Here is a 22,814-nt window from a genome sequence, read left to right as displayed (position 1 = left end):
CGGACCAGCCCCGCGACGTTCGCAGTCAAATGGGAGAGGGTATGTCCGCGTCCACTATCGAAAATGATTTCAAGCAAGCCATGCGCCGGCTGGCGACCACGATCGCGCTGGTGACGTCCGGCACCGGAGACAAGTGGACCGGAATGGCCGCCACGGCCCTGACCTCGGTCACAGCCGATCCGCCTACGATTTTGGTCGCGGTGAACCGCAGTACAAGCCTATCCCCTGTCCTGTCGGAACATCGCCAGTTCTGTGTGAATCTGCTGTCTGAACGGCATCGCGAACTCGTCTCCCTTTTCAGCGGACCGACGAAGGGTAGCGCCCGCTTTCAGCACGGCTCCTGGTATGCGTCGGATGAAGGCCTGCCCGTGCTCAGCGACTCGGTGGCCAGTCTGATATGCACGGTCATTACAACGCTGGAGGTCGCGACGCACACCTTGTTCATCGGTCAGGTTAGCCATGTGGCGAACCATCCAACGATCGACCCCTTGATCTGGGTGGACGGTCGGTTTGCCTCGGCGGCGCAATTGGCCTGACGGCCGAAATCCCGTCGCGGTGCAGCCTTCGCTTGCAGCCAAGGCCCACGCCGATCAGCTTGGAAGGGCCGCATTCGGACGATGATAGAGGCCGTTGACCAGAAGCGCGACCATCCGTTTTGCCTGGGCGACATCGCCTTCACTAGCGGGCGTGGCGACGCGAAGGACCGCATTCAGAAGGTCGCCGGCATCGACGTCAGATCTGATGATGTTCGCCGCCGCGGCGGAGGCAAGAAGCATGTGCAAGGGGTGGATCAAGGCGCCGAAGACATAATCGGGAAGCGACTGATAAGCGGCATCGCCGGAATGAAGCGCCGGCCCCAGCCCACGCTTCGTCGCGACCAGATCGACGACAAGGCTCAACCAGGTCGCGAGGGCTGCCCCCGGCTCATGCTGTTCAACAAGATCGTTAGCGGCTTCGACCAGCGCCTCGACCTCGCGTCGAATAATGGCCTTGATGAGGTCCGAACGCTGCGGGAAGTGGCGATACAAAGTGCCGACCCCCACCCCGGCGCGGTTCGCGATCGTTCGCATGGGCGCGTCTATGCCCTGATCGCTGAACACGGCCAGAGCCGCCTGAAGCAGGGCATCGATGTTCCGGCGCGCGTCGGCCCGCAAAGACGTACTGGATCGTCCCGTCATCGGCATTCCAAAATTCTAAAACGCATCGCCAAACGGACCTCTTGCTAAACGGAACATGCGTCCATATAAAGTGGAACACGATTCCGTTTGTTGTGATGTAGCTCTTTTCCCCACTTTGCGCCAGACCCTGAACAGGAGACATTCATGCACTATCGTCCGCTTGGCCGCACCGGCATCAAGGTCAGTCCCTATTGCCTTGGTGCCATGATGTTCGGGAAAATGGCAAATGGCGATCATGACGAATGCGTCCGCATGGTTCATCGCGCTACCGACGTCGGCATCAACTTTATCGATACGGCGGACGCCTACAGCCGCGGCGAATCGGAGGAAGTGGTGGGCAAGGCGCTCAAAGACCGGCGGGATCGGGTGGTTTTGGCGACAAAGGCCTTCCAGCCGATGAGCGACAACCCGAATGACCGGGGCGGATCGCGTCTTTGGCTCACCCGCGCGGTCGATAACTCCCTTCGACGCCTCCAGACGGACTATATCGACATTTACCAGTTGCACCGGCCGGTGCCCGACACGGACATCGAAGAAACGCTGTCGGCCCTTACGGACCTAGTGCGCGCCGGGAAAGTGCGGGCCATAGGCGCATCGACCTTCCCCGCGGCCGATATCGTCGACGCACAGTGGGTTGCCGAGCGGCGTGGCCTAACGCGCTTCCGCACCGAGCAGCCTCCCTATTCCATCCTCAACCGCTCCATCGAAAGGGACGTCCTGCCGGCTTGCCAGCGTTTCGGCATGGGCGTCATGTCCTGGAGTCCGCTTGCAAAGGGAATGCTCTCTGGCCGGTATCGTCAGGGTGAAAAGACGCCCGATACGATGCGCGCGAAATTTTTCCCCAACGCCATGACCGATGAAAACAGCCTGGATAAAGTCGAACAGCTCATCCCGGTTGCGGAGGCCGCAGGCATTTCGCTGATCCATCTAGCGGTCGCCTTCGTCATGGCGCATCCAGCGATTACTTCGGCCATAATCGGCCCACGCACTCCCGAACAGCTCGAGGGCTATCTCTCTGGTATCGAGGTCAGACTGAGCGACGAGATACTGGATCAGATCGATGCGATCGTGCCGCCGGGCGTCGATATCGCACCGCTCGAAGGCGCGGCCTATGTCCCACCGGCCATCGCGTCGGCATCACTTCGCCGCCGCCCTCTGGGGGAACGCGCCGCCGCATAAACTGACCTTACCTGCATCGCCCGCCCTTGGTGATCGCCTACCGGCGGCGGGCAAACGTTGACGCTCATTCAGCGAAGCTTGCCGACTTCCGCTCGCTTCGACCAGTGACCGCGCTAACGGCCATCAGCTCCTCATGTCCGACCTGCGGTGACCCCGGACATTTTGCAGATCGTCCTCCAATTGCCTCGCGGGCCTTATGGTGAAGCGCTCAAGAACGGATAGGCGAGCCTTACCGTCGGCGTTGCGGCATTTGAGCAGCATCTATCAGCAGCGCCTGTATCATGACGAAATAGCGCCCATCGGGCTGCCGGACCCCGAGGCGATATTGGCGCTCGAGAGCGAGGCTTCGGAGATGCCGGATTTTTCCGCCCATGCGCGCGCATGGGCGACGAATTCCAGCGCCACCGCCGAAGCGGACAGCTTGTTCCAGGCGAGGCCGAATGTGACCGATTCGAAAGGCTGAGGCGGTTCGGTCGCACGGAGCGGTCGGAAGCAGACGCCATGCATGTGCAGGCGCTCCGCCGAGGCGGGCACGATGGCGACGCCCTCGCCGCAAGCGACGATGCCGATCACCGCCTCGGTCGAAGGAGCCTCATGCGCGATCATCGGCTCGAAACCGGCAATTCGGCACTGGGCATGGAGATCGGCATGATAGCTGAAGCCACGCCGGGGTTCATATGTCACGAACGGACTCGATGCGAGCTCCTGAATCGCGATGGCTCCCTCCGTCGCGGCGAGTGGATGCGCGGACGGCAAGACTACCGCCAGCGTTTCGCGATAGACCGTTTGGGTCGCGAGCAATTCGTCAAGGATGGGCTCCCGGATCAGACCGACATCTATCCGCGCGTCGCGCAGCGCTTCAATCTGTTCGATCACCGGCATGGAGAGGAACTTGATGGTGACGTTGGGCGAAGCGGCGCGAAACCCCCGAACCAAGCGGGGCCAGAGCGAATAGACGGTGGACCCGCCAAAGCCGAGTTTGAGTGTGCCTCTCTGTCCCAGGGCGATGCTGCGCGCCTTTTCGCCCGCTTCATTGACCCCGGCCAATATCCGGCGCGCATCTTCGACCAGGCTTGTCCCGGCTGCGGTCAACGACACGCGATGCGTATCCCGGACGAACAACGTGGCCTGAAGCTCATTTTCCAGTTGCGCGATGGCACGGCTCAGCGGCGGCTGCGACACATTGCATCGGGCTGCAGCGCGCGTGAAATTGAGTTCCTCGCTAAGCACCAGAAAATAACGAAGTTGGCGTAAATCCATCGCTATACGGATAAGGTATAGCTGCACATCCTACAATATATTTCCCTAATCTGCCTCTCTATCCCATCACGACGCCTTGTGAGGGGGCATCATGACCGACCGCATTGAACGCCTGACTTTCGACCAACTCGCGCCGGCCGCTCAATCCGTGCTGGAGGCCCGCGTCAAGCGTTTGGGCTATCTCGGAGAATTTTTCCGATGCGCAGGGCATCAGCCCAACATCCTCGTGCCGTTCATGGAGATGACTGAAGCGCTCAAAAATGCGCTTCCCGATCGCCTGACGGAACTCGGGGCGCTCACCGTCGCGTCGGTCATGGGAAATGACTATGAACGCCACCAGCATGAGCGGCTGTCGCGCAAGCTCGGCTTCGGCGATGCGTGGGTTGCGGCCGTCGAGCAGTTGAAGCCGGACACCGCGCCTAGCCTGTCCGACGCCGAGCGCGCGGTCCAGCGGCTCGTCATCGCCGCGATCGAGCAGCGCGGCCATGATGTCGGTCCGTTGCTGGATACCTCGATCGATCATATCGGACCGGACCAGGCCATCGCGATCCTCTTTCTCGTGGGGCGCTATCTCACCCACGCGATTATCGTGAACGTCCTGTCGCTTGCGCCACCGGTCCCGTCGATATTTGAAGAGGAAACCCAAGGATGAGCGATCCGATCTGGATCACCGAACAGGAGGTCGTCGACCTCATGTCGTTGCCACAGGCGATCGGTGCGCTTCAGAACGGCCTGCGCCAGGAGGCCGCCGGCAAGGCGATCAACATGGTGAAGACGCATGCCGCCTGGGACGGGCATTCGACCCTGCATGCGATCGGCGCGGTGATCGAAGGTCGCGGGGTGGCGGGCACCAAAACCTGGGCGCACACCGCGCGCGGCGCGATGCCGCTGCTGATCCTCATCGACTCCAACGATGGCGCAGTACTCGCCATCATTGAGGCGTTCGCCTTGGGGCAGATGCGAACCGGCGGCATCAGCGGCGTCGCCACCGGCGTAATGGCGAAGGCCGACGCGGCGAGGATGGCGATGATCGGCGCGGGCAAGCAGAGCCTTACTCAGATCGCCGCGGTGAACGCCGTCCGTCCGCTTGCGCATCTGGCGATCTGGAGCCCAACCCCCGCCAATCGCGAGGCGCTGGCGCAGGCCGCAAGCGAGGCGCTGGGCATTAACGCGGTAGCGGCCGCCACGCTGGAGGAGGCGCTGGATCGGGCCGACGTCGTGACGGCCTGCACGCGGGCGACAACGCCTTTCCTTCAGCGCGACATGCTCGCGCCGGGTACGCATCTGAATGCCGTGGGCGCGATCCTGCCCGACCGGGTCGAATTCGCAACCGATCTGCTGCAGCGAGCGACCGTCATCGCCGCCGACAGCGTGCCGCAGATTCGCAAACATAGCCGCGAATTCCTGAATGCGTTCGGATCGGATGAGACAGCATGGACGCGGGTGCGTCCCCTGTCGGAACTCGTCGCTGCGGAGGCCAGCCGCCCTGCCGACGCCGATCTTACCATATTTAAGGCAATGGGGATGGGCATTTCCGACCTCTCACTCGGCCTCGTTTTGCTGGAAAGCGCGCGCAAAGCCGGTGTCGGCCGCCCCATCCCTCGCCCCGGTCGCGCAAGGCCGCGTCTGACGAACCGCTGAAACAGGAGCCATGTTGATGACCCAACCCCTTTTCATTGATGCAAGCGGCGCGCTTCTCGAAAGGGATGCGCCCTGGGAGCCGATCGTCATCAGCAAGGAGGAGATCGACGCCGAGATTGGGCGACTCGCAGCGCTGCCGCGTCCGCACAATGGCCGCCGCCGCTCCTTCTTCCAGCATCCCCGCAACCAGCGTTCCATCGGCCTCGCCCCTGGCATCCAGGTCTCGTTGGACGTTCTGCTGCCCGGCGAAGAAACCAGCACCTTCCGGCAGAATTCCACGCAGGTGAACTTCGTCATCCGTGGGCAGGGAGAGACGGAGATCAGCGGCAAGCGTCGCCAGACGGCGCTGCACGATGTCTGGAATACGCCGTCGATGCGCATCTATCGACACAAGAATATCAGCGAAGACCTCTATGTCCGGCTGACCTACAGCAATGGCTCCCTGCTGGAAATGATGAACATCCATGTCGTCGAGGAGGATCCGCAACCCCTGCTCAGGAGCATCGATCAGGACATGGAGCAACCAGAACCGGATGCCCGCCGCCAAAGCCCCTTTGGTACCTTCCAGCTCAATGAAGACGGCGCCTGGATGATGCCCTACGAAAGGCTTATCAACCCGCCGTCCGTCACCAGCCCTGCTCTATATTGGCCATGGGAAGAAGTCCGCCATCACCTCGACAAGCTTGAGGGGCTGGGCAAGGACTATATCGGCCGCCGCCTCTATCTCCTCTACAATCCGATGACTGGCCGTACCAATGGGACCACGCCCAATTTCTTCGCGACGATGACCGTTCGCCCGCCCAAGATCGTGGATCGGCCGCATCGCCATTCGTCGGCGGCGGTGAACTATTATTTCTCCGGATCGGGGCGTTCGACCGTCGACGGCAAGACCTATGAATGGAAGGCGGGCGATCTCATGCTTTCCGCGCCCGGCTGGTCGGTGCACAATCACGCCAGCTATGACGAGCCGGTCTATGAACTGACGATTCAGGACCAGCCGCTCAACATCGCCATGGAATCGCTGCTGTGGCAGGAAAGCCTGAAAGAGCCACCCGCGCTGCTCGGTGCGGAGGAAGGCTTCCTCACGAACCGCGCCGCGGCGACCGCCTGACGGGGGACAAGATGAGTCTGGACCCATCAACAATCCAAGCGGCCGCGGCCGCGCTCGATGCGGCCGAACGCAATCGGGTCCAGATCCCGCTGCTGAGCGACGACCATCCGAACATGACGATGGACGATGCCTATGCCATCCAGGCGGAATGGGTACGGCGCAAGTGCGCAGCGGGCGATGATCTCGTCGGCTTTAAGATCGGCCTGACGTCGAAGGCGATGCAGGCCGCGTTATCCATCGACATACCGGATTCGGGCGTCCTTTTACGCAGCATGGTGTTCGAGAACGGTGCGCGCATCGCGCCGAACCGGTTCATCCAGCCACGCATCGAGGCGGAAATCGCTTTTGTGATGAAGGCACCGCTTTCCGGCAGAAATCTGACCGGCGCGGATATTCTCGCGGCCACAGACCATGTTGTGCCCGCGCTCGAAATCCTCGATACGCGGATCACCCGGAAAGACCAGCGCTCTGGCAGACTTCGCACCGTGCTGGACACGATTTCGGACAATGCCGCCAATGCCGGCATCGTTATGGGAACGCCCTGTCACGACTTCGCGACGGTCGATCTGCGCTGGATCGGCGCGATCGTCGCGCGCGATGGCGAGGTCGAGGAAACCGGCCTTGGAGCGGGCGTGCTGAACGATCCGCTGCTGTCCGTCTCCTGGCTCGCGGACCGGCTCGCCGCCTATGGCGACCGGATCGAGGCGGGGCAGGTCATCCTGTCCGGCTCTTTCATCCGTCCGGTCGAAGCGCCGCCGGGCTCGCTGATCACGGCGGATTTCGGCACCTTGGGAGCGGTCGAATGTCAGTTCTAAAGACGAGGCCGACGGCATGAAAGCCAATGCGTTCAAAGCCGCTCTTGCCGAGGGTCGCCCGCAAATCGGTTTATGGCAGGCGCTCGCATCGCCCTATACGGCGGAAATCTGCGCCGGCGCGGGGTTCGATTGGCTGCTGATCGACGGGGAGCATGCGCCCAACGACCTGCCGCTGATCCTGTCGCACTTGCAGGCGGTGGCCGCTTACGAAGCGGAAGCCGTCGTCCGTGCGCCGGTGGGCGACCCGGTGCTCATCAAGCAGCTCCTCGACATCGGCGCGCGCAGCCTTCTCATCCCCATGGTGGAAAGCGCCGCGCAGGCCGAATTGCTGGTGCGCGCGACCCGCTATCCCCCGGCGGGCATTCGCGGCGTCGGCTCAGCGATCGGCCGCGCCAGCCAGTGGAACCGGACGCCCGGCTATCTTCACAAGGCGCAGGAGGAAATCTGCCTGCTGTTGCAGGTGGAGAGCATCAGCGGGCTGGAGGCGATTGTTGACATCGCCGCGACCGATGGCGTCGATGGCGTTTTCATCGGCCCGTCCGATCTGGCCGCTGCTCTAGGGTATCTCGGTGATCCAGGCCATGCCGAAGTCCAGAAGGCGATCGAGAGCGGCATTGGCCAGATTCGCGACGCCGGAAAGGCCGCCGGCATCCTCATCGCCGATGAAGCGCTCGCGCGCCGCTACTTGGAGCTTGGAGCGAGCTTCGTCGCGGTGGGAACCGACGTAACGATCCTCGCGTGCGGTGCAGAGGCCCTCGCGCGGCGCTTCAAGTCCACCGACGCCGCGCCGGCGGCCGGCCCCAAGCAGGTATATTGAGATGCTCCAGACAGACCTCACGGCACCGATCCTCGCCAACGCGCCCTTCTCGGTCTCGGTCAATCCGGCCACCGGCGAGGAAGTGGGGCGCTACCCATGCCATGATATCGACGCGCAGGACGCGATCCTGGATGCAGCTAGCACGGCTCAGCGAATCTGGCGCGACATCGACGTGCAGGACCGCGAGAGGTCCTTCGCCCGGCTGGGCGCGGTGCTCAGAGATCGTCTCGACCAATTGGCAAACCTTATCACGGCCGAAATGGGGAAGCCGATCACCGCCGCACGGGCGGAGATCGAGAAATGCGCGTTCATGTGCGACTGGTATGCGGCGAATAGCGCCACGCTGCTGCGCGACGAGGAGCCGGATGTCGGTGGCAACGGCACCGCCCGTGTCATCTATCAGCCGCTCGGCACGATTTTAGGCGTGATGCCCTGGAATTTCCCCTTCTGGCAGGTGCTGCGAGCGGCGGTTCCGATCATGGCGGCCGGCAACGGCTTTGTCCTCAAGCACGCAGACAATGTGCAGGGATCGGCGCGCGCGCTCGCCGATATGTTCGATGCGGCGGCCTTTCCGGCCGGCCTATTTGGCGTGCTCAATGTCCGGCGGCATGACCTGTCCCGGCTGATCGCGGACAGCCGGATCGCGGCGGTCACGGTGACGGCGGGCGCGTCCGCCGGGGCAGCCATTGCCGCCGACGCGGGCCGACACCTGAAAAAGTCGCTCCTCGAATTGGGCGGCACAGATCCATTCATCATTCTGGCCGATGCCGATCTCGACCGGGCCGTCGAGGCGGCCGTCACCGCCCGCTTCCAGAATTGCGGTCAGGTCTGCATCGCCGCCAAGCGGCTGATCGTGGAACGCCCCGTCTCGGCCGCCTTTGCCGAGCGGTTCGTGGCCGCTGTCCGCAAGCTCGCGCAGGGCGATCCCGCCGATCCGCACACCCAGCTTGGGCCGATGGCGCGCGACCGTGCGCGGCAGGAAATCCACGCGCAGCTGTCCGAAAGCCTCCGGCGTGGCGCAACCCTGCTGCTGGGTGGAGACATTCCCGAGGGGCCGGGCTATTTTTATCCGGCCACGGTGCTGACCGATATAACGCCCGACATGCCGGTGTTTCGCGAAGAAACATTCGGCCCGGTCGCCCCCATCATCGTCGCTGAAGATGCCGATGACGCCATCCGCATCGCCAATGACAGCGACTTCGGCCTTGCAGGCGCGGTGTGGAGTTCGACCCCCGCGAAAGCCTACTCCATCGCGCAGCGGCTCGATACAGGCGGCGTTTTCATCAACGGAGTCGCCGCGTCAGACCCGCGCGTGCCGATCGGCGGCATCAAGGCCAGCGGCTTCGGCCGTGAACTATCGCATTTCGGGCTTCGCGAATTCTGCAACGCCAAGCTCGTTTGGACGCGCCCTTAGCTTATGTAGTTCGGACTCGACCCGTAAAATGGACCTGAGGAAGCCTTGCCGCTCGAGGGTCTCGGTGAGCCAAGTATGCGTGTGGATGCCCGAGATTTTGCAGTTCTCGATCAGCGTGGCGATCACCGCCCAGTTGTCCCCGCCCTCGTCTGACCCTGCGAAGATCGCGTTCTTACGATGAGGGCTAAGGGACCATATTTTGATCCGGGCAGCCTGCCGCAACTCGATGGAGCCGCCGAGTTTGCGGCCATTCAGGAGGAAGCCCGCTTAGCGTTCGCGCAGCGGACACTTCTCACCGATCATTCCGATCTCGTTGTAGGCAACACGCCTTCGGCTCGCGCCAGATGGGATTGTCTTTATCTCCGCAAGGAGTCTGGACTTGTAACGGTTTTGCGCCGGTCACCTATCTCTTATGCCACCTTGGCTTCGAATGCGAGCGGGCTGATGCCACCCAGATATGAATGGCGGCGGCGAGTATTGTAGAAGCCGTTGATGTACTGGAAGATGGCAGCTTCAGCCTGTCGCCGGGTTGTCCAGCTCTGCCGCCAGATCATTTCGGCCTTCAGGGATTTGACCCGAAGGGCGGCGAAGCCAACAAGGTTTCGACGGCGGAGTTATCGTAGCAATTACCCTTGCCGCTCATCGATGGACGCAGGCCATAGGCCTGCAGCTTCTTTTGATAATCATAGGAGCAATATTGGCTGCCGCGATCGGAATGGAAAAGGCAGCCTTTGGGGTGGCTGGCGCAGGCGCACCGCCCCCGGATCGCCAGGTCCTTCTTCATCCTGTCGCTGACTGCCCAGCCCACGACACGCCGACTATGCAGATCGAGGATGACGGCAAGGTAGAGCCAGCCCTCCGACGTCCAAATATAGGTGATGTCGCCCGCCCATTTCTGATTGGGTGCATCGGCGGCAAAGTCGCCGTCCAACCAATTCGCCACGACACCAAGGCGGTGATGGCTGTCCGTCGTGACCTTGTGCTTGCGTGTACGGACTGGCTTGATCCCGTTGATCCGCATGAGGCGGCCAACCCGGCGCTCGCCAACGTCGAGCCCTGCTTCCTTGAGCTCCATCGTCATCCTGGGGCGACCGTAACTGCCAAGGCTCAGGCTATATTGCTCCCGGATATGGGCCAGCACCCTCATGTCTGTCCGCTCCCGGCGACTGATCGGCCGCGAGCGCCAGGACCGATAGCCGCGCTCGCTGACCTGCAGGACACGGCACATCAGTTCCACCGGCCAACGATGCCGCCAGCTATGCACAAAGGCGAACCTCACGGCCTTTGGCTCGCGAAGAACTGAGTGGCCTTTTTTAGGACTTCCCTCTCCTCCCTGAGGATACGGTTCTCCAGGCGGAGCCGTTCATTCTCTCGGGCCAGGTCTGCCTGCGGCGCGGACACCAGATCTGACGGACGATAATGCGAAACCCATTTGTTCAGGGTCGATTTGCCGATCCCCAAATCCGACGCAACCCGTTCGCGCGGCAACCCGCTGGTCAGCGGCGCGCTCGCGCATCCGTTCGTCTGGCATCGTCAGGCCGACCCGCGCCCATCCTGGCGCTGCCAGCAGAATGGCGGAGAGTTGATCTCGTTCGATTCGTTCCATCGCGACATGAGAACAAATCAGGAACTTCATGGCAAGATGGTTGCGGCGAACGGTGGCGCCTCGCCCCGCGCAGGCTGGGCGGCCGCCGGCCATCCCTTGAGAGGAAGAGGGAAGCCGGTGGCTTCGTGACGGGCTGGGAGCCGGGAGAGAGTCTCGCGGCGGCCCGTCATGGAGAAGACCCATGGCCAAAGCGCCTCAAAAGATCGTCCTCGCCGGATCGCGCGACATTCCGTTCGACCGGCTGCGTCTGTCCCAGTCCAATGTCCGCCGGGTGAAGGCCGGTGTCTCGATCGGCGAGCTGGCGGAGGACATCGTCCGCCGCACCCTGCTCCAGAGCCTCAACGTCCGGCCCATCCTCGATCCGGAAGGGCAGGAGACGGGTGATTTCGAGGTGCCGGCCGGTGGCCGGCGGTTCCGCGCCCTCGAACTTCTGGTCAAGCAGAAGCGCTTGGCGAAGAACGCGCCCATCCCCTGTGTCGTCAAGGCGGCCAACGACACCGTCTCGGCCGAAGAGGACAGCTTCGCGGAAAACACCTTCCGCGAGCAGCTCCACCCTCTCGACCAGTTCCGCGCCATGCAGGCGATGGTCGACAAGGGCGAGGGCATCGAATCGATCGCCGCGCATTTCCTCGTGACCCCCGCGGTGGTGAACCAGCGCCTGCGCCTCGCCAAGGTGTCCCCGAAGCTGCACGAGGTCTATGCCGAGGACGGCATGACGCTCGAACAGCTCATCGCCTTCTCGGTGTCGGACGATCATGCGCATCAGGAGCAGGTCTGGGAACTGCTTGCCCACAGCTACAACAAGTCGGCGCAGTTCATCCGCGAAAAGCTGACCGAAGGGACCGTCAGGGTCTCCGACAAGCGCGTGCGGTTCGTCGGCATCGATGCCTATCTGGCGGCCGGTGGGCAGGAAGCGATGCGGGACCTGTTCCAACCCGACGACGGCGGCTGGCTCACCGATCCGGCATTGCTCGACCGGCTGGTGACCGAGAAGCTCCAGGCCGAGGGCGAGATCATCGGCGCCGAGGGCTGGAAATGGGTTGCGACCGCTGTCGATCTGCCCTGGAATGTGACCAGCGGCTTGCGCGAGATCGACGGCGTGCCGGTGCCGCGCACGGCGGACGAAGATGCGCGGCTCGCCGAACTGGAGGCCGAATCCGAACGGATCGAGGAGCAATGGTCCGACGAACCCCATGTCCCCGACGAGGTGCATGAGCGCCTCGACACGATCGAGACCGAGATCGGCGCATTGGTCGATCGGCCGAAGGTCTTCGACCAAGCGGAGATGGCGCGCGCTGGCGCGTTCGTGTCGATCGAGACCGACGGATCGCTCTGCATCGAGCGCGGCTATGTCCGCCCCGAGGATGAGCCCGCCGCCGAAATCGAACCCGGCGAGGCGGATGTGGTCGCGGGGACGCCTGGTGCCGATATCGATGGCGAAGATGATGCCGGTGATGCCCGCGTTTCCGGATCCAACGTGGTCCCCATCGACGCCGCGCCGAGCGACGATGATGAGGATGGCGAGATCCTTAAACCCTTGCCCGACCGTCTTGTCGCCGAACTCACTGCCTGGCGCACGCTCGCCCTGCAGGATGCGTTCGCGCAGGAGCCGTCGACGGCCTTCGCGGCGGTCCTGCACGCCTTCGTGCTCGACACCTTCTACAGCTACAGCCGCGAATCCTGCCTGCAGGTGTCGCTCAGCAAGGCGTCGTTCGGGTTCGCGCCTTCTGGCCTGCGCAGCAGCGCACCGGCCAAGGCGATCGACGAGCGCCACAAGCGCTGGGCCGACCGTCTGCCCGATGACGACAAGGAACTGTGGGACGCGCTGCTGGCGTTCGACGGCGCCGAACAGGCGGCCTTGTTCGCGCATTGTGCCTCGCAGGCGTTGAACGCGCAGCTGGAGGTGGTGCCAAAGTACGACAATGGCCGCATCTCGAAGCACAGCGTCGAGCGCCGCATCACCCATAGCCATGTCCTCGCGCGGGCGGTGGGGCTCGATGTGGTTGGCGCGGGCTGGCGTCCCACGGTCGAGGGGTATTTCCGCAGCGTGACCAAGCCGCGCATCCTTGCCGATGTGGCGCAAGCGAAGGGCTCGAAGTTCGCCGAAATGATCGACCATCTGAAAAAGGGCGACATGGCGAACGAGGCCGAGCGGCTGCTGGAGGATGCCGGCTGGTTGCCCGAGCCGATGCGGACGCCCGAACTGCAGGGCGCGTCCGCGACCGATGCGGCAGTGGATGCCGAGCCGGCGGTTCTGCCCGCGTTCCTCGAGCATGAGCCGGAACCGGCCGGCGACGAGGGCGACGATATCGCCGCGGCAGCCTGACCCTCTGGGCGGGGCGGCTGCGGTCGCCCCGTTCCCATCACCAACGACCAGCGAAACCCCGGCGCACCCGCGTCGAGCTTCATCATTTTCAGGAGATCCGCAATGACCGATGACACCCCAACCCCGGTGCCGACGATCGACATGGACGATTTCATGGCCCGCTATCACGCTTAAGAACTGCGTGCGGCCGAACTGCATCCCGCCAACAAGGCGGTTCTTCTCGCGGCGCTGGCCGACGCGGGCATCACCAGCGTTATTCTCACGTTCGACGGCTATGGCGACAGCGGCCAGATCGACGGCATCGAGATCAAGCCCGGCGACGCTGATGCCACGCTACCCAACGTCCCCGTCGAGATCGCACCCGCCCATTTTCGCGATGACGCGATCGAGCGCCTGACCGAACCGCTCGCGACGCCATCGAAACGCTCTTCTATGGCGAGATCATATTCGATGTCGCCAAGGGCGCCATCACCCTCGACTTCAACTATCGGATCGAAACGTCCGAGAACCACAGCTACGAACTGTAGGGAGGCGACGATGGGACATTGCTATCATCATGCGCTCTCCTCGGTTCGCAAGTGGGGCGGGACGCCGGAAGACTATCTGGCACTCCATCAGTGATTCGACGAATCGAAGGAGATCATCGCCGATTTCCGGCACCATGCCCTGCGTCACCATGCCCAGGGCGTATTCCAGTTGGAGCGGACCTTCGGGCCGACGATCACCATCTCGACGGGGCGCGTCGTGCCTGTCCGCCTCATAGGCGAACAGCATGTCCGCGAGGATTTAGGGTTCATTCCGGGCTTCGCGGATTGGGTGCATTGTATCCGGCCCGTACGCTGGATGGGGCGCGCCCAGCCGATCCACCGCGATGTCGATCCGTTCGCGGGGCGCAGCACCGACGATTCCGATCCGCCCTCCTGACGCGGCTCGCATCACCTCCCAACCAACCCGCGAAAGCCCGGCCACGTGCTGGGCTTTCGCGCATCTGGAGACCTATCATGGCTGACTATCATTCCTCGACCGTCGTTCGGCCGAACATCCCCTCGCACGCGATCACCCGCCTCGAGCATGCGCTGCTGACCGGCATGTTCGATCACGAGTCGGATGGGGATGCGCTCTATCTCTATGCCAGATCTCTATGCCAGCGACGGACCCTCCGACACCGTCTGGCTCGACATCGCCGAGCTGAAGGACATGTTACGCGACGCGAACCCGTCTCGCACCTGCGCCGCCGATATGGTCCGCGACAAGCTGCGGGAAGCCGACCCCGATGAGATCGACCAGCGAGATGGAGTGCCGGCGGCGGCTCAAGAGTTGGAAGCGTCGGCAAAAGGCGGCGCACGGCGGTATGGCGGGACGCGCCCGATGAAGATGAGCACTACGTCTCCGCTGTAGCACTATGATTGTGCTGCCGTCTCCCGTCCTACTCCGCCGATAAACGTCCAACCCCTAAATCGGTTGTTCGCCATTTTAGCGCGCATGCCTTAATCCCGAGCCGACAAGAGGTGAATCCGCATTGATCAGGCTGAGAGCTCGTTAAATCTACGGCAGAAGATGTCCGTGTCACGGCCACATGCATCGATAACCTCCTGTGCCGCACGCGGCCCTGTTCCGCCGTCTTAATCCCGGTCGGCGGATCGGGCGATCTCCTGCCGCAACTGGTCGACCTTCGCGCCCGCCCACGCAAGCGCGTCGTCGCCAAATATCAGCCGCGACGACAACCCGTCTTGCGACGCCCGCGCCACGATTCGCGCAGCGAGCAAACTCGGGTCGTTGGGCTGGTTACCGTTCGCCTCGTCCACGAACGCACGATATTGCGCGATCGCCTCGGCATAGTCTGGAATGTCAATGCTGCCGAAGCTTGCCGACTTCCGGTCCATGAAGTCGGTGCGAAGCATCCCCGGCTCGACGAGCAGCGAGCGGACGCCGAGCGGTGCCAACTCCTGCGCAAAGCCTTCCATCCACCCCTCGATTGCAAACTTCGACGCCGAATAGACCGATCCCCCGCCGTTGGAGACCAGCCCGCTGACCGACGAGATGGTGACGATGAGGCCTGAGCGACGCGCCCGCATGTGGGGGACGACCGCGCGGGCGACGTTCATCGTGCCGAACAGGTTGACCTCGAACTGACGCCGCACCTCCGCATCGGTGAAGGTCTCGAAGAAGCCCAGTTCGGCATAGCCGGCATTGTTGACCAGCACGTCGATCGCGCCAAACCGCTCGACCGTCTCGGTGGCGACCAAGTTCGCGGCTTTGGCGTCGGTGATGTCGAGCGCGAGGGCGTGCAGACCGTGTTCGGCTCCCAAGCCATTGCGCACCTCTTCGACGGACCGCGCTGTCGCCACGACTGTTTCACCCGCATTCAGCGCCGCGCGGGCGATCTCCCGCCCAAGTCCCCGGCTCGCGCCCGTCACCAGCCAAACCTTTGCCATAGCTCATTCCTCACTCCTGCTGTCGCAGACTAAGTTATAATGCTAATGGATAGAGATAACCGCCTCATAAGTAATATGCCCCAGTAGCAGGGATCACGAATGCGTCCGGATCGGCTCGGCGACCTCGCCATCTTCGCGGCCATCGCTCACGACGGCAGCTTCACCCGCGCCGCGCGGCGACTGGCGGTGACGCAGTCGGCGTTGAGCCAGACCATGAAGCGGCTGGAGAACCAGCTAGGTTTTCGCCTGCTCACCCGCACGACGCGCAGCGTCGCCCCGACCGCGGCCGGCGAGCGGCTGCTCGCGACCCTGTCGCCGGCGCTTGCGGAACTAGACGACGAGATCGAGGCGCTGTCCCAGGCACGCGGGGCGGCGATCGGCACCGTCCGGATCACGACGGGCAAGCACGCCGCGGACACGTTGCTGTGGCCGATGCTCCCGTCGTTCATGCGCAGCCACCCCGGCATCAAGGTGGAGGTGCGCGTGGACAACGGGATGACCGACGTTGTCGCGGGCCGCTACGATGCGGGTATCCGGCTCGGAGAGCATTTGGAGAAGGACATGATCGCGCTGCCCATCGGGCCGCCGCTTCGTGTCGCGGTGGTGACCACTCCCAGCTATCTGCGCGACCATCCGGTGCCGATGGAACCCGCCGACCTTACGGCGCATCGCTGTATCGCTTATCGCGATGGGCATGGCGGCCTGTCGCCGTGGTCGTTCGAGCGCGACGGCCACGCCGTGACTGTCGTGCCAGGGCGAGGGCCGATATTCAACGACGCCGATCTGCTGGTGGCTGCCGCCGTCGAAGGGTGCGGCATGCTCTACATCCTGGAGGATCTGGTAGCTTCGCCCATTGCCGAAGGCCGTCTCACCCGCCTTCTGGAGCCTTGGTGCGAGCCGTTTGCCGGCTACCATCTCTATTATCCCGATCGGCAGGGCACGACGGCCTTCGAGTTGTTCAAGGAGGCGCTTAGAACGAGCAGAGCTGGGTGACAGGCCGGCCGGACGTAGCCAGTGCGGTCCAAGTGATAGAAAGGGGATACACGGCGGCGCACGGCACTGCGGAGCCGGGCTTGATGCCGCATCTTCGTCCATCTCGTTGCCGCCGCAGTGATCGGCGGCGCATCCGGCTTCGTCTGCAAGGCTCTTAATCGCCGCTTCGCCGAGTGACAGCAGTCGATTGGATGTGCGGGTTGACATTCGCTAGCTACCTTACATATTTGCTAGATAACTAGCGAATATGTAAGGTGTGCCGATGAGCGATGAGCCGCGAGAGTCAGGGCGCGACGGCATCGGAGTCTGGACCAAGCGGTGCTACTTCGCCGGCCGGGCAGTCATGGATTCTGCCCTGCGTCCCTATGAACTCGGCTCCGTGCAATGGTATGTGCTTCACCAACTCGTGCATGATGGGCCGACGATGCAGCGCGATCTCGTGCGGCTGCTCGGGATCGAGCGCGCAACGATGACCAGTCTAGTCGCGACGCTCGTACGCAAGGGCCTTGTGGAACAGGAGTCCGACAAGGCCGACCAGCGGCAGAGGCTTTTGCGCATCACGCCCACCGGCGCGAAGCTCTGGGGCGAACTACCCGATCTCTCCTTCATTCGTTCGGCCGCGTTCGACGGCATCGATGAGGCCGACATCGCCACCGTGGTCCGCGTGCTCCGGGCCGCAACGGAGCGCCTTGAGAATATTTCCCGGAAAGGAACATTATCATGACCATTCTTGTGACCGGGGCCAGCGGCCTTGTCGGCGCGCGCCTCTTGCCGCGTCTCGTCGATGCAGGCTTTGCTTGTCTCGCGCTCATGCGCGAGGGCAAGACGCCGCCTGCGGGCGTGAGCGCGGTGGAGGCCGACCTTCTTGATCCCATCTCACTCGCCAAGGCTGTGGAGGGCGTGTCCGCGATCATCCATCTTGCGGCGGTCTTTCGGACGCCCGACACCGACCTCATCTGGAAGAGCAACCTCGAAGGGACGCGCAATCTCATCGCCGCAGCGCGCGCGCACGTGCCCGAGGTGCGCTTCATCCTCGCCAGCACCTCCAACATCTATGACGCAAGCACTGCTCGCCCCGGACTGGAGACGGATGCGGTGGACCCGCAGCAGGCCTATCCCGCCAGCAAGCTCGCCGCCGAGAATGTGCTGCGCGAGAGCGGGCTGACTTGGTGCGTTCAGCGGTTCGGTTTCATCTATGGCGACGGAGACGGGCATCTGGAAGAACTGCCGCGCTTGGTCACCAACTTCAAAATGCATCCGGCGCAGCGGATGAGCATGGTGCATCACCGCGACATCGCCACGGTCATGACCCTCGCTCTGACCGGCGCCATGGACGGACACGTCGTCAATATCGCTGATGAAGCGCCCACATCCATCTATGAGCTTGTCGGTCTCGCCGGCGGAACGATGGAGCCTTCGTCGGAGCCGCTGATCAATCCATGGCATCTCCACATGGATGTCTCACTGGCGCGCAGCCTTGGCTTTCAGCCCGTCGTACGGACGGTCCATCAGGCAGCGCGAGAAATGCTGATGTGATCCGATCGATATCATCGTTGTAGTGGCTTTCTTGCCTCCAAGCGAAACCGCTCAGAGGCAAAGGTTGTAGGGTGAGAAAGTGGAGTCGTGAGTGCCGTTCACCCTCCCGCGCATAGGTCTCCTAGCTGGCGTTAAGCGTCGAATAGACCTCGTCATACTTGCCCATGCGTTCGGCCGAGCGGAGCTGTTTGACGCGCTCGACTAGGATTTCGCCGTTTGGCAAGTCACCACTTTCCAGAAGTCCGACCACTTCAGCGATATAGGTTCCAAGTGGCATCGCATTTGGGTCGCGCGCCTGATCAGGTCCGGCCAACTCCGTCTGGACGTAGGGCGGGATCAGTTCCAGCACCTTGATCGCCGTCTCGCGCAGTTGGGTTCGAAGCGATTGAACCCAGGAATGCAGGAACGCTTTGGTCGCGCAATAGGTGGGGAAATTGTGGCGCGGGACGAACGCCAGCCCCGACGATGTTGTGATGATGGTCGCGGTCGGCTGCTGCCGAAGGACCGGAAGCAGCAGTCCCGTGAGTTGCAGCTTGGCGAGGATGTTGGTGTGAATCATCTCACGAGAGGTAGCAAAGTCGAAATCCTCACCTACGATGTTCTCCTCCCGCGAGATGCCGGCATTATTAACGAGCATATTAAGGTCGGGAAACTCGGCCGCCACGCCGTCGGCGAATGCCACGAGGCTTTTCTCGTCGTCGAGATCGACTTGAATACCGCGAATCCCGGGGCGCTCGGCCGTGATTTCGTCCAGCAATGGCTGGCGCCGCCCGGCGATGATCACCTGATTGCTGCGGCTGTGAAATTGCTCGGCGAGGGCGCGGCCGATGCCGCTCGTTCCGCCCGTAACGAGGATCGTATTGCCGGTCATTTCCATGACGGATTTCCTTTTTCCAGATTATGTTCGATCAGCCGACCAAGGCCGGTTTCAACTCTTCCTCGCACCATTGGCGGAAGCTGGTCGGTGTCGTGCTCTCGGTCGTGCGCGGCTCGGCGTTGTCGAGGCCCTCGTTTTTGGCCCAAGCCATATCCGTCATGCCCTGCGCCATCGCATCCGACATGCCGCGCTCGACGAAACCAGCCCTGTACGTCTCGAACGACACCTGCTGGTAGCGGACCTGCTTGCCGAGCACCTCGGACATGGTCGTGGCCATTTCGTTGAAGGAGAGATCTTCCGGCCCGAGCACGGCGGCGTGACCGAGGCCCACCCAGCTTGTGTCGAGCAAAAGGCGCACCGCTGTCGCCGCAATGTCGCGGGTAGCGGCCGCCGGCATCTTCTTGTCGCCATTGAAAGGGAGGAAGAACATGCCCTTTTCGCGGATCGCCGTCGCCTGGCGGGCAATATTGTCCATGAACGACGGGTTGGCGACCGCGCGGAAGGCAACGCCGGTGCCGGCAAGCAGATCATCCATGCGGAACGAAGACGTGACTAATCCCGCTTTGCCAGCCCACGGCGTTCCGCGACCGAGCGCGGTAATATCGACGACGTGCTTCACACCATGACGCAGCAGCGCTTCGGCCGCCGGACGCGTAAAGTCCACATAAGCCTCATCGACGGTCTTGGCGGTCGGGTTCGGGGGCACCAGCCAAAAGAGTGTATCGGCACCGGCAAAAGCCCGATCCACGACTTCCTGGTCGCCGTGTGAGCCTTCGATCACCTCGACCCTGGTGCGGACCGTTTCCGGCAATTTCGAAGCATCGCGCACGATTACGCGGACGGGCGCTTCAGCGTCGAGCAGCCGCAGCAGCACCTGATGCCCGATATTGCCCGTGGGGGCAGTTAGCACGATCATGATTGTCTCCGTTTGGGTAACGCAGGTAGGTTCAGGCTTCGGCGAAGCGCCGGTTGAGAGCTTGACAAGCCCAGCCCGCGAATCCGCCAATGGCGGTGGCCAGTCCGAGATTGGCGAAGCTAGTCAATTGGGGTTCAAGTTCGGCTGCGAAGTAGGTCACAAGCCCGAGAAACCAGCCCAGCATATTGTCAAGCACAGGGGTCGTGCGCAGCCCAACCACGAGGAGCGCCACCGCGAAAACGACGAGTGGCAATGCGAGCGATGCTGCAAGGGAGATGAGACTGCCGGTCGCCCAGTAGGAGATGGCGGCAAGTAGAATGCCGAGCCAGAGGCAGATCATCGAATGGATGCCGTCGCGCGTCGACGTTGGGCGGGTGAACCATGCTATGAAACCGGCGAACATGATCCAGACCTCAAGTGCCAAGGCCTCGCTCAACCATGCCGCAGCTGCTGCGACAATCGCGGCGATCGCCGTGAAAAGGACGAACTGACCGCGAGTCTGCTGGTGTCGCGGTTCGCGCGAAGTGGTTTTGGCATCGACATGAGAGGTGCTCATTGCCGCTTCCTTTCTGCAAAATTGTCGCTGCTGCCGGGATTATCTTCGAGGTCGGGACGTCCCGCACCGCGGCGTCCGTCCCAAGCAATCCAAGCTCTGGATAATCCGCGACGTCCGCACTATCCATGCCTCTAAGTCCACAATTTCTTTGCGATCGTCCGGGATGATGCTAATGGATCCCCTATCTGATGTGCTCTCGCTCCTAAAGCCCCAGAGTTACGTGTCAGCCGGTTTTGACGCGGGCGGAAGCTGGGCGATCCAGTTCGACGACCAGAATGGCCGGATCAAATGCTATGCTGTCATCTCGGGTCAGTGCTGGCTTGCGGTCGAGGGTGTAGAAGAGCCCGTGCGCCTAGTCGCCGGCGAGTGTTTCGTTCTACCGACCGGCCGGCCATTCAGACTTGCCAGCGACCTCGACCTTGAGCCAGTGCTGGCAGGCACTGTGTTTCCGCCTGCCCGCACCGGTGGAGTGGTTACGCATAATGGAGGTGGCGACTTCTTCCTGGTCGGGAGCCGTTTCGCGGTCAGCGGACGCCACGCCGAGATGCTGCTCCGTACTTTGCCTCCGATCATTCTTATTCGCCGCGAGGCCGAGCAGGCCGCGCTACGCTGGTCGGTCGAGAGAATGATGACCGAACTCCGCGAAGCACAGCCTGGCGCGTCGCTCGTTGCTCAACATCTCGCCCATATGATGCTGGTCCAGGCCCTCCGCCTGCATCTTGCCGAAGGCCTGAAAGGACGGGTGGGCTGGTTCTTCGCGCTCGGTGATAAACAGATCAGCAAGGCCATCGGAGCAATGCACGCAGATCCCGCCCACCGCTGGACCCTGCAGGAACTTGCGGATCAGTCGGGCATGTCCCGCTCGACGTTCGCGCAGCGATTCCGCGAGACCGTCGGCGAGACACCAATGGGGTATCTCACGCGCTGGCGCATGCTTCTCGCCGGCGATCGATTGGTCAACTCGCGCGACGCGCTGGTCGAAACAGCGGCTTCGCTGGGATATGAGTCGGAGAGCGCCTTCAGCACCGCCTTCAAGCGCGTTATGGGCATTTCGCCGCGACAATACGGACGACGACAGGCGGAGCTGACTACTTAACGGCAAGGCGCATAGTAATTCAGACCGCAAAGACCGCTCACCAGGCGCTCGCGCGCCGTACGGCGATCGTGTCGCGGCGGCTCAAGAATCGATCGACCCGCAATAATCGTGTTACCAAGGGACGACGCCCAATGTGGCATGCGTGAACGCCCCTGTCGGCCCGTCGGAGCCAAGCAGCGCCACGCGCACGGCCTCGGCGGCCCCCTCCTCGACACTCTCCGTGCCAGCAAAGCTGGTCAGCCGCGTCTTGGTGTAGCCCGGCGAGACAGCGTTGACCTTGATACCTTCGGCCTCCAGCTCAATCGCCATCGCGACCGTCAACGCGTTGAGCGCGGTCTTCGAGGCCGCATAGCTAACCTCGAACAGGGGCCGCAACGGAGAGTCCGGGTCCGAAACCACCGTCAGCGACCCAGCCCCGCTGGAGACGTTGACGATGCGCGCGTTCGGCGTGGCGCGCAGGATCGGCAACATCGCCTGATAGACCGCCAGCACGCCGAACACATTTGTGTCCCAGACGGCGCGCATGTCATCGAGCGAGACGATGCTTGGCCGGTTGGCTTGCGCAAATTCTTCGCCGGTTTGATCGCTTCCTTCGGTCTTGGCGATCGCGGCATTCTGGATCAAGACGTCGAGACGCCCGAACTCCCGGCGAACCCGTTCCGCGGCCGCCGCGATCGATGTCTGATCCGTCACGTCCAGCTGGAGCGCGACCGCGCTCTGTCCCACCACATTGGCCGCGGCTTCGCCGCGCGCGACGTCGCGCGCTCCAACCAATACGGTTAAGCCTTTGGCGCTCAACTCTTTGGCGATCTGCAAGCCGATGCCTCGGTTGGCACCTGTGACCAGTGCTACGGCCTTATCATGCATGGTAATCTCCTGACGGGATGTTGATTTTTGGGCCGCTTAGCATCCAAAAAACGGTACAGCGCATTCGCTGCCGGCTAACGAGATGACGCCTGGGGAGCTTCCAGCGGGGAGACTAACCCTGCGTCACTTGCTCTTCGTGGCGAAGAAGCGCCAGTTCTCCACCGCTGCAAGGCGGTGAGGCTTGGCGGTGC

General features: G+C 62.9%; 22 protein-coding genes and 5 pseudogenes. 17 read left to right on the top strand and 10 right to left on the bottom strand.

All coding sequences use genetic code 11. From position 1 onward, the window contains the following. Positions 1-41 precede the first annotated feature (41 nt). Positions 42-536 carry a flavin reductase family protein gene (locus tag MJ601_RS15845; RefSeq protein WP_242128137.1) on the top strand — a complete coding sequence of 165 codons (495 nt, stop codon included), beginning with the start codon at positions 42-44 and terminating at the stop codon, positions 534-536. Between the two features lie 54 nt (positions 537-590). Here MJ601_RS15845 and MJ601_RS15840 read toward each other — a convergent pair whose 3' ends face one another. Further along, positions 591-1,178 (bottom strand): TetR/AcrR family transcriptional regulator, encoded by a 588-nt coding sequence (locus MJ601_RS15840; RefSeq protein WP_242128136.1) that lies wholly within the window; start codon positions 1,176-1,178, stop codon positions 591-593. Positions 1,179-1,322: 144 nt separating this feature from the next. Here MJ601_RS15840 and MJ601_RS15835 point away from each other — a divergent pair, with 144 nt between their 5' ends. Then, positions 1,323-2,357: an aldo/keto reductase gene (locus MJ601_RS15835; RefSeq protein ID WP_242128134.1), complete on the top strand. Its 1,035-nt coding sequence runs from the start codon at positions 1,323-1,325 to the stop codon at positions 2,355-2,357. Positions 2,358-2,636: 279 nt separating this feature from the next. Here the strand turns inward: MJ601_RS15835 and MJ601_RS15830 are convergent, their stop codons facing one another. Further along, positions 2,637-3,617, bottom strand: coding sequence for a LysR substrate-binding domain-containing protein (locus MJ601_RS15830; protein ID WP_242128132.1), 981 nt, complete (start codon positions 3,615-3,617; stop codon positions 2,637-2,639). 91 nt (positions 3,618-3,708) lie between these two features. On the opposite strand from MJ601_RS15830, the gene MJ601_RS15825 reads away from it, so the two are divergent. Genes MJ601_RS15825 through MJ601_RS15800 form a run of 6 tightly spaced genes read left to right on the top strand, consistent with a single transcriptional unit; the run spans position 3,709 to position 9,415 of the window. Beyond that, positions 3,709-4,269, top strand: coding sequence for a carboxymuconolactone decarboxylase family protein (locus MJ601_RS15825; protein ID WP_242128130.1), 561 nt, complete (start codon positions 3,709-3,711; stop codon positions 4,267-4,269). Continuing rightward, positions 4,266-5,258 carry an ornithine cyclodeaminase family protein gene (locus MJ601_RS15820; RefSeq protein ID WP_242128128.1) on the top strand — a complete coding sequence of 331 codons (993 nt, stop codon included), beginning with the start codon at positions 4,266-4,268 and terminating at the stop codon, positions 5,256-5,258. The genes MJ601_RS15825 and MJ601_RS15820 overlap by 4 nt, the downstream gene beginning before the upstream one ends. Before the next feature lie 16 nt (positions 5,259-5,274). Beyond that, entirely contained in the window at positions 5,275-6,369 is a 1,095-nt protein-coding gene (locus MJ601_RS15815) for a cupin domain-containing protein (protein ID WP_242128126.1), read from the top strand. Next, positions 6,285-7,184, top strand: coding sequence for a 2-oxo-hept-4-ene-1,7-dioate hydratase (hpaH, locus tag MJ601_RS15810; protein ID WP_242128124.1), 900 nt, complete (start codon positions 6,285-6,287; stop codon positions 7,182-7,184). The genes MJ601_RS15815 and hpaH overlap by 85 nt, the downstream gene beginning before the upstream one ends. A gap of 16 nt (positions 7,185-7,200) precedes the next feature. Beyond that, positions 7,201-8,001 carry a 4-hydroxy-2-oxoheptanedioate aldolase gene (gene hpaI, locus MJ601_RS15805; protein WP_242128122.1) on the top strand — a complete coding sequence of 267 codons (801 nt, stop codon included), beginning with the start codon at positions 7,201-7,203 and terminating at the stop codon, positions 7,999-8,001. A 1-nt stretch (position 8,002) separates the two neighbouring features. Next, positions 8,003-9,415: an NAD-dependent succinate-semialdehyde dehydrogenase gene (locus MJ601_RS15800; RefSeq protein ID WP_242128121.1), complete on the top strand. Its 1,413-nt coding sequence runs from the start codon at positions 8,003-8,005 to the stop codon at positions 9,413-9,415. On the opposite strand, the pseudogene MJ601_RS22135 reads toward MJ601_RS15800, so the two are convergent. From MJ601_RS22135 to MJ601_RS22045, 3 pseudogenes are all read right to left on the bottom strand, one after another. Next, positions 9,356-9,604: pseudogene (locus MJ601_RS22135) on the bottom strand (hypothetical protein); the annotation flags it as partial. The gene MJ601_RS15800 and the pseudogene MJ601_RS22135 sit on opposite strands and share 60 nt — an antisense overlap. A gap of 221 nt (positions 9,605-9,825) precedes the next feature. Beyond that, positions 9,826-10,968: pseudogene (locus tag MJ601_RS15795) on the bottom strand (IS3 family transposase). Continuing rightward, positions 10,962-11,021, bottom strand: a pseudogene (locus MJ601_RS22045) (DUF6771 family protein); the annotation flags it as partial. The pseudogenes MJ601_RS15795 and MJ601_RS22045, both read right to left, overlap by 7 nt. A 181-nt stretch (positions 11,022-11,202) precedes the next feature. On the opposite strand from MJ601_RS22045, the gene MJ601_RS15790 reads away from it, so the two are divergent. The 5 genes and pseudogenes from MJ601_RS15790 to MJ601_RS15780 all read left to right on the top strand — a co-directional run bounded on the left by MJ601_RS15790 (position 11,203) and on the right by MJ601_RS15780 (position 14,745). Beyond that, the gene (locus MJ601_RS15790; RefSeq protein ID WP_242128119.1) at positions 11,203-13,347 is read left to right on the top strand and encodes a ParB/RepB/Spo0J family partition protein; all 2,145 of its coding nucleotides are present in this window, start codon (positions 11,203-11,205) and stop codon (positions 13,345-13,347) included. A 177-nt stretch (positions 13,348-13,524) separates the two neighbouring features. Next, positions 13,525-13,746 (top strand): annotated as a pseudogene (locus tag MJ601_RS22130) (DUF6878 family protein); the annotation flags it as partial. Positions 13,747-13,763: 17 nt separating this feature from the next. After that, positions 13,764-13,874, top strand: coding sequence for a DUF6878 family protein (locus MJ601_RS22125; RefSeq protein WP_491572926.1), 111 nt, complete (start codon positions 13,764-13,766; stop codon positions 13,872-13,874). Positions 13,875-13,884: 10 nt separating this feature from the next. Beyond that, positions 13,885-14,271 (top strand): annotated as a pseudogene (locus tag MJ601_RS15785) (DUF6915 family protein). Positions 14,272-14,475: 204 nt separating this feature from the next. Further along, the gene (locus MJ601_RS15780) at positions 14,476-14,745 is read left to right on the top strand and encodes a hypothetical protein (RefSeq protein WP_242128117.1); all 270 of its coding nucleotides are present in this window, start codon (positions 14,476-14,478) and stop codon (positions 14,743-14,745) included. Between the two features lie 224 nt (positions 14,746-14,969). Here the strand turns inward: MJ601_RS15780 and MJ601_RS15775 are convergent, their stop codons facing one another. Continuing rightward, positions 14,970-15,782, bottom strand: coding sequence for an SDR family NAD(P)-dependent oxidoreductase (locus MJ601_RS15775; protein ID WP_242128115.1), 813 nt, complete (start codon positions 15,780-15,782; stop codon positions 14,970-14,972). Between the two features lie 99 nt (positions 15,783-15,881). On the opposite strand from MJ601_RS15775, the gene MJ601_RS15770 reads away from it, so the two are divergent. From MJ601_RS15770 to MJ601_RS15760, 3 genes are all read left to right on the top strand, one after another. Beyond that, entirely contained in the window at positions 15,882-16,775 is an 894-nt protein-coding gene (locus tag MJ601_RS15770) for a LysR family transcriptional regulator (protein WP_242128113.1), read from the top strand. 262 nt (positions 16,776-17,037) lie between these two features. Then, on the top strand, positions 17,038-17,499 hold the full coding sequence (locus MJ601_RS15765) for a MarR family winged helix-turn-helix transcriptional regulator (protein WP_242128110.1): 462 nt from the start codon (positions 17,038-17,040) through the stop codon (positions 17,497-17,499). Then, positions 17,496-18,311 (top strand): NAD-dependent epimerase/dehydratase family protein, encoded by an 816-nt coding sequence (locus tag MJ601_RS15760; RefSeq protein WP_242128109.1) that lies wholly within the window; start codon positions 17,496-17,498, stop codon positions 18,309-18,311. Before MJ601_RS15765 ends, MJ601_RS15760 begins: the two co-directional genes overlap by 4 nt. A gap of 121 nt (positions 18,312-18,432) precedes the next feature. Here the strand turns inward: MJ601_RS15760 and MJ601_RS15755 are convergent, their stop codons facing one another. From MJ601_RS15755 to MJ601_RS15745, 3 genes are read right to left on the bottom strand one after another with little or no spacing between them, the layout of a single operon-like run. Next, positions 18,433-19,188, bottom strand: a complete 756-nt coding sequence (locus MJ601_RS15755; protein ID WP_242128106.1) for an SDR family oxidoreductase — start codon at positions 19,186-19,188, stop codon at positions 18,433-18,435. 31 nt (positions 19,189-19,219) lie between these two features. Then, positions 19,220-20,104: an NmrA family NAD(P)-binding protein gene (locus tag MJ601_RS15750; RefSeq protein ID WP_242128104.1), complete on the bottom strand. Its 885-nt coding sequence runs from the start codon at positions 20,102-20,104 to the stop codon at positions 19,220-19,222. A gap of 31 nt (positions 20,105-20,135) precedes the next feature. Then, a complete protein-coding gene (locus tag MJ601_RS15745; protein WP_242128102.1) occupies positions 20,136-20,660 on the bottom strand; it encodes a DUF1097 domain-containing protein in 525 nt (174 codons plus the stop codon). A gap of 172 nt (positions 20,661-20,832) precedes the next feature. On the opposite strand from MJ601_RS15745, the gene MJ601_RS15740 reads away from it, so the two are divergent. Continuing rightward, the gene (locus MJ601_RS15740) at positions 20,833-21,756 is read left to right on the top strand and encodes an AraC family transcriptional regulator (protein WP_242128100.1); all 924 of its coding nucleotides are present in this window, start codon (positions 20,833-20,835) and stop codon (positions 21,754-21,756) included. A 111-nt stretch (positions 21,757-21,867) separates the two neighbouring features. Here the strand turns inward: MJ601_RS15740 and MJ601_RS15735 are convergent, their stop codons facing one another. Beyond that, positions 21,868-22,623, bottom strand: coding sequence for an SDR family NAD(P)-dependent oxidoreductase (locus MJ601_RS15735; protein ID WP_242128098.1), 756 nt, complete (start codon positions 22,621-22,623; stop codon positions 21,868-21,870). Positions 22,624-22,814: the final 191 nt, after the last annotated feature.

It is taken from the genome of Sphingobium trunci (assembly GCF_022664535.1).
Classification (GTDB): domain Bacteria; phylum Pseudomonadota; class Alphaproteobacteria; order Sphingomonadales; family Sphingomonadaceae; genus Sphingobium.
The sequence above is the reverse complement of the archived record's forward strand: the minus strand, read 5'-3'. Positions and strand labels throughout refer to the sequence as shown.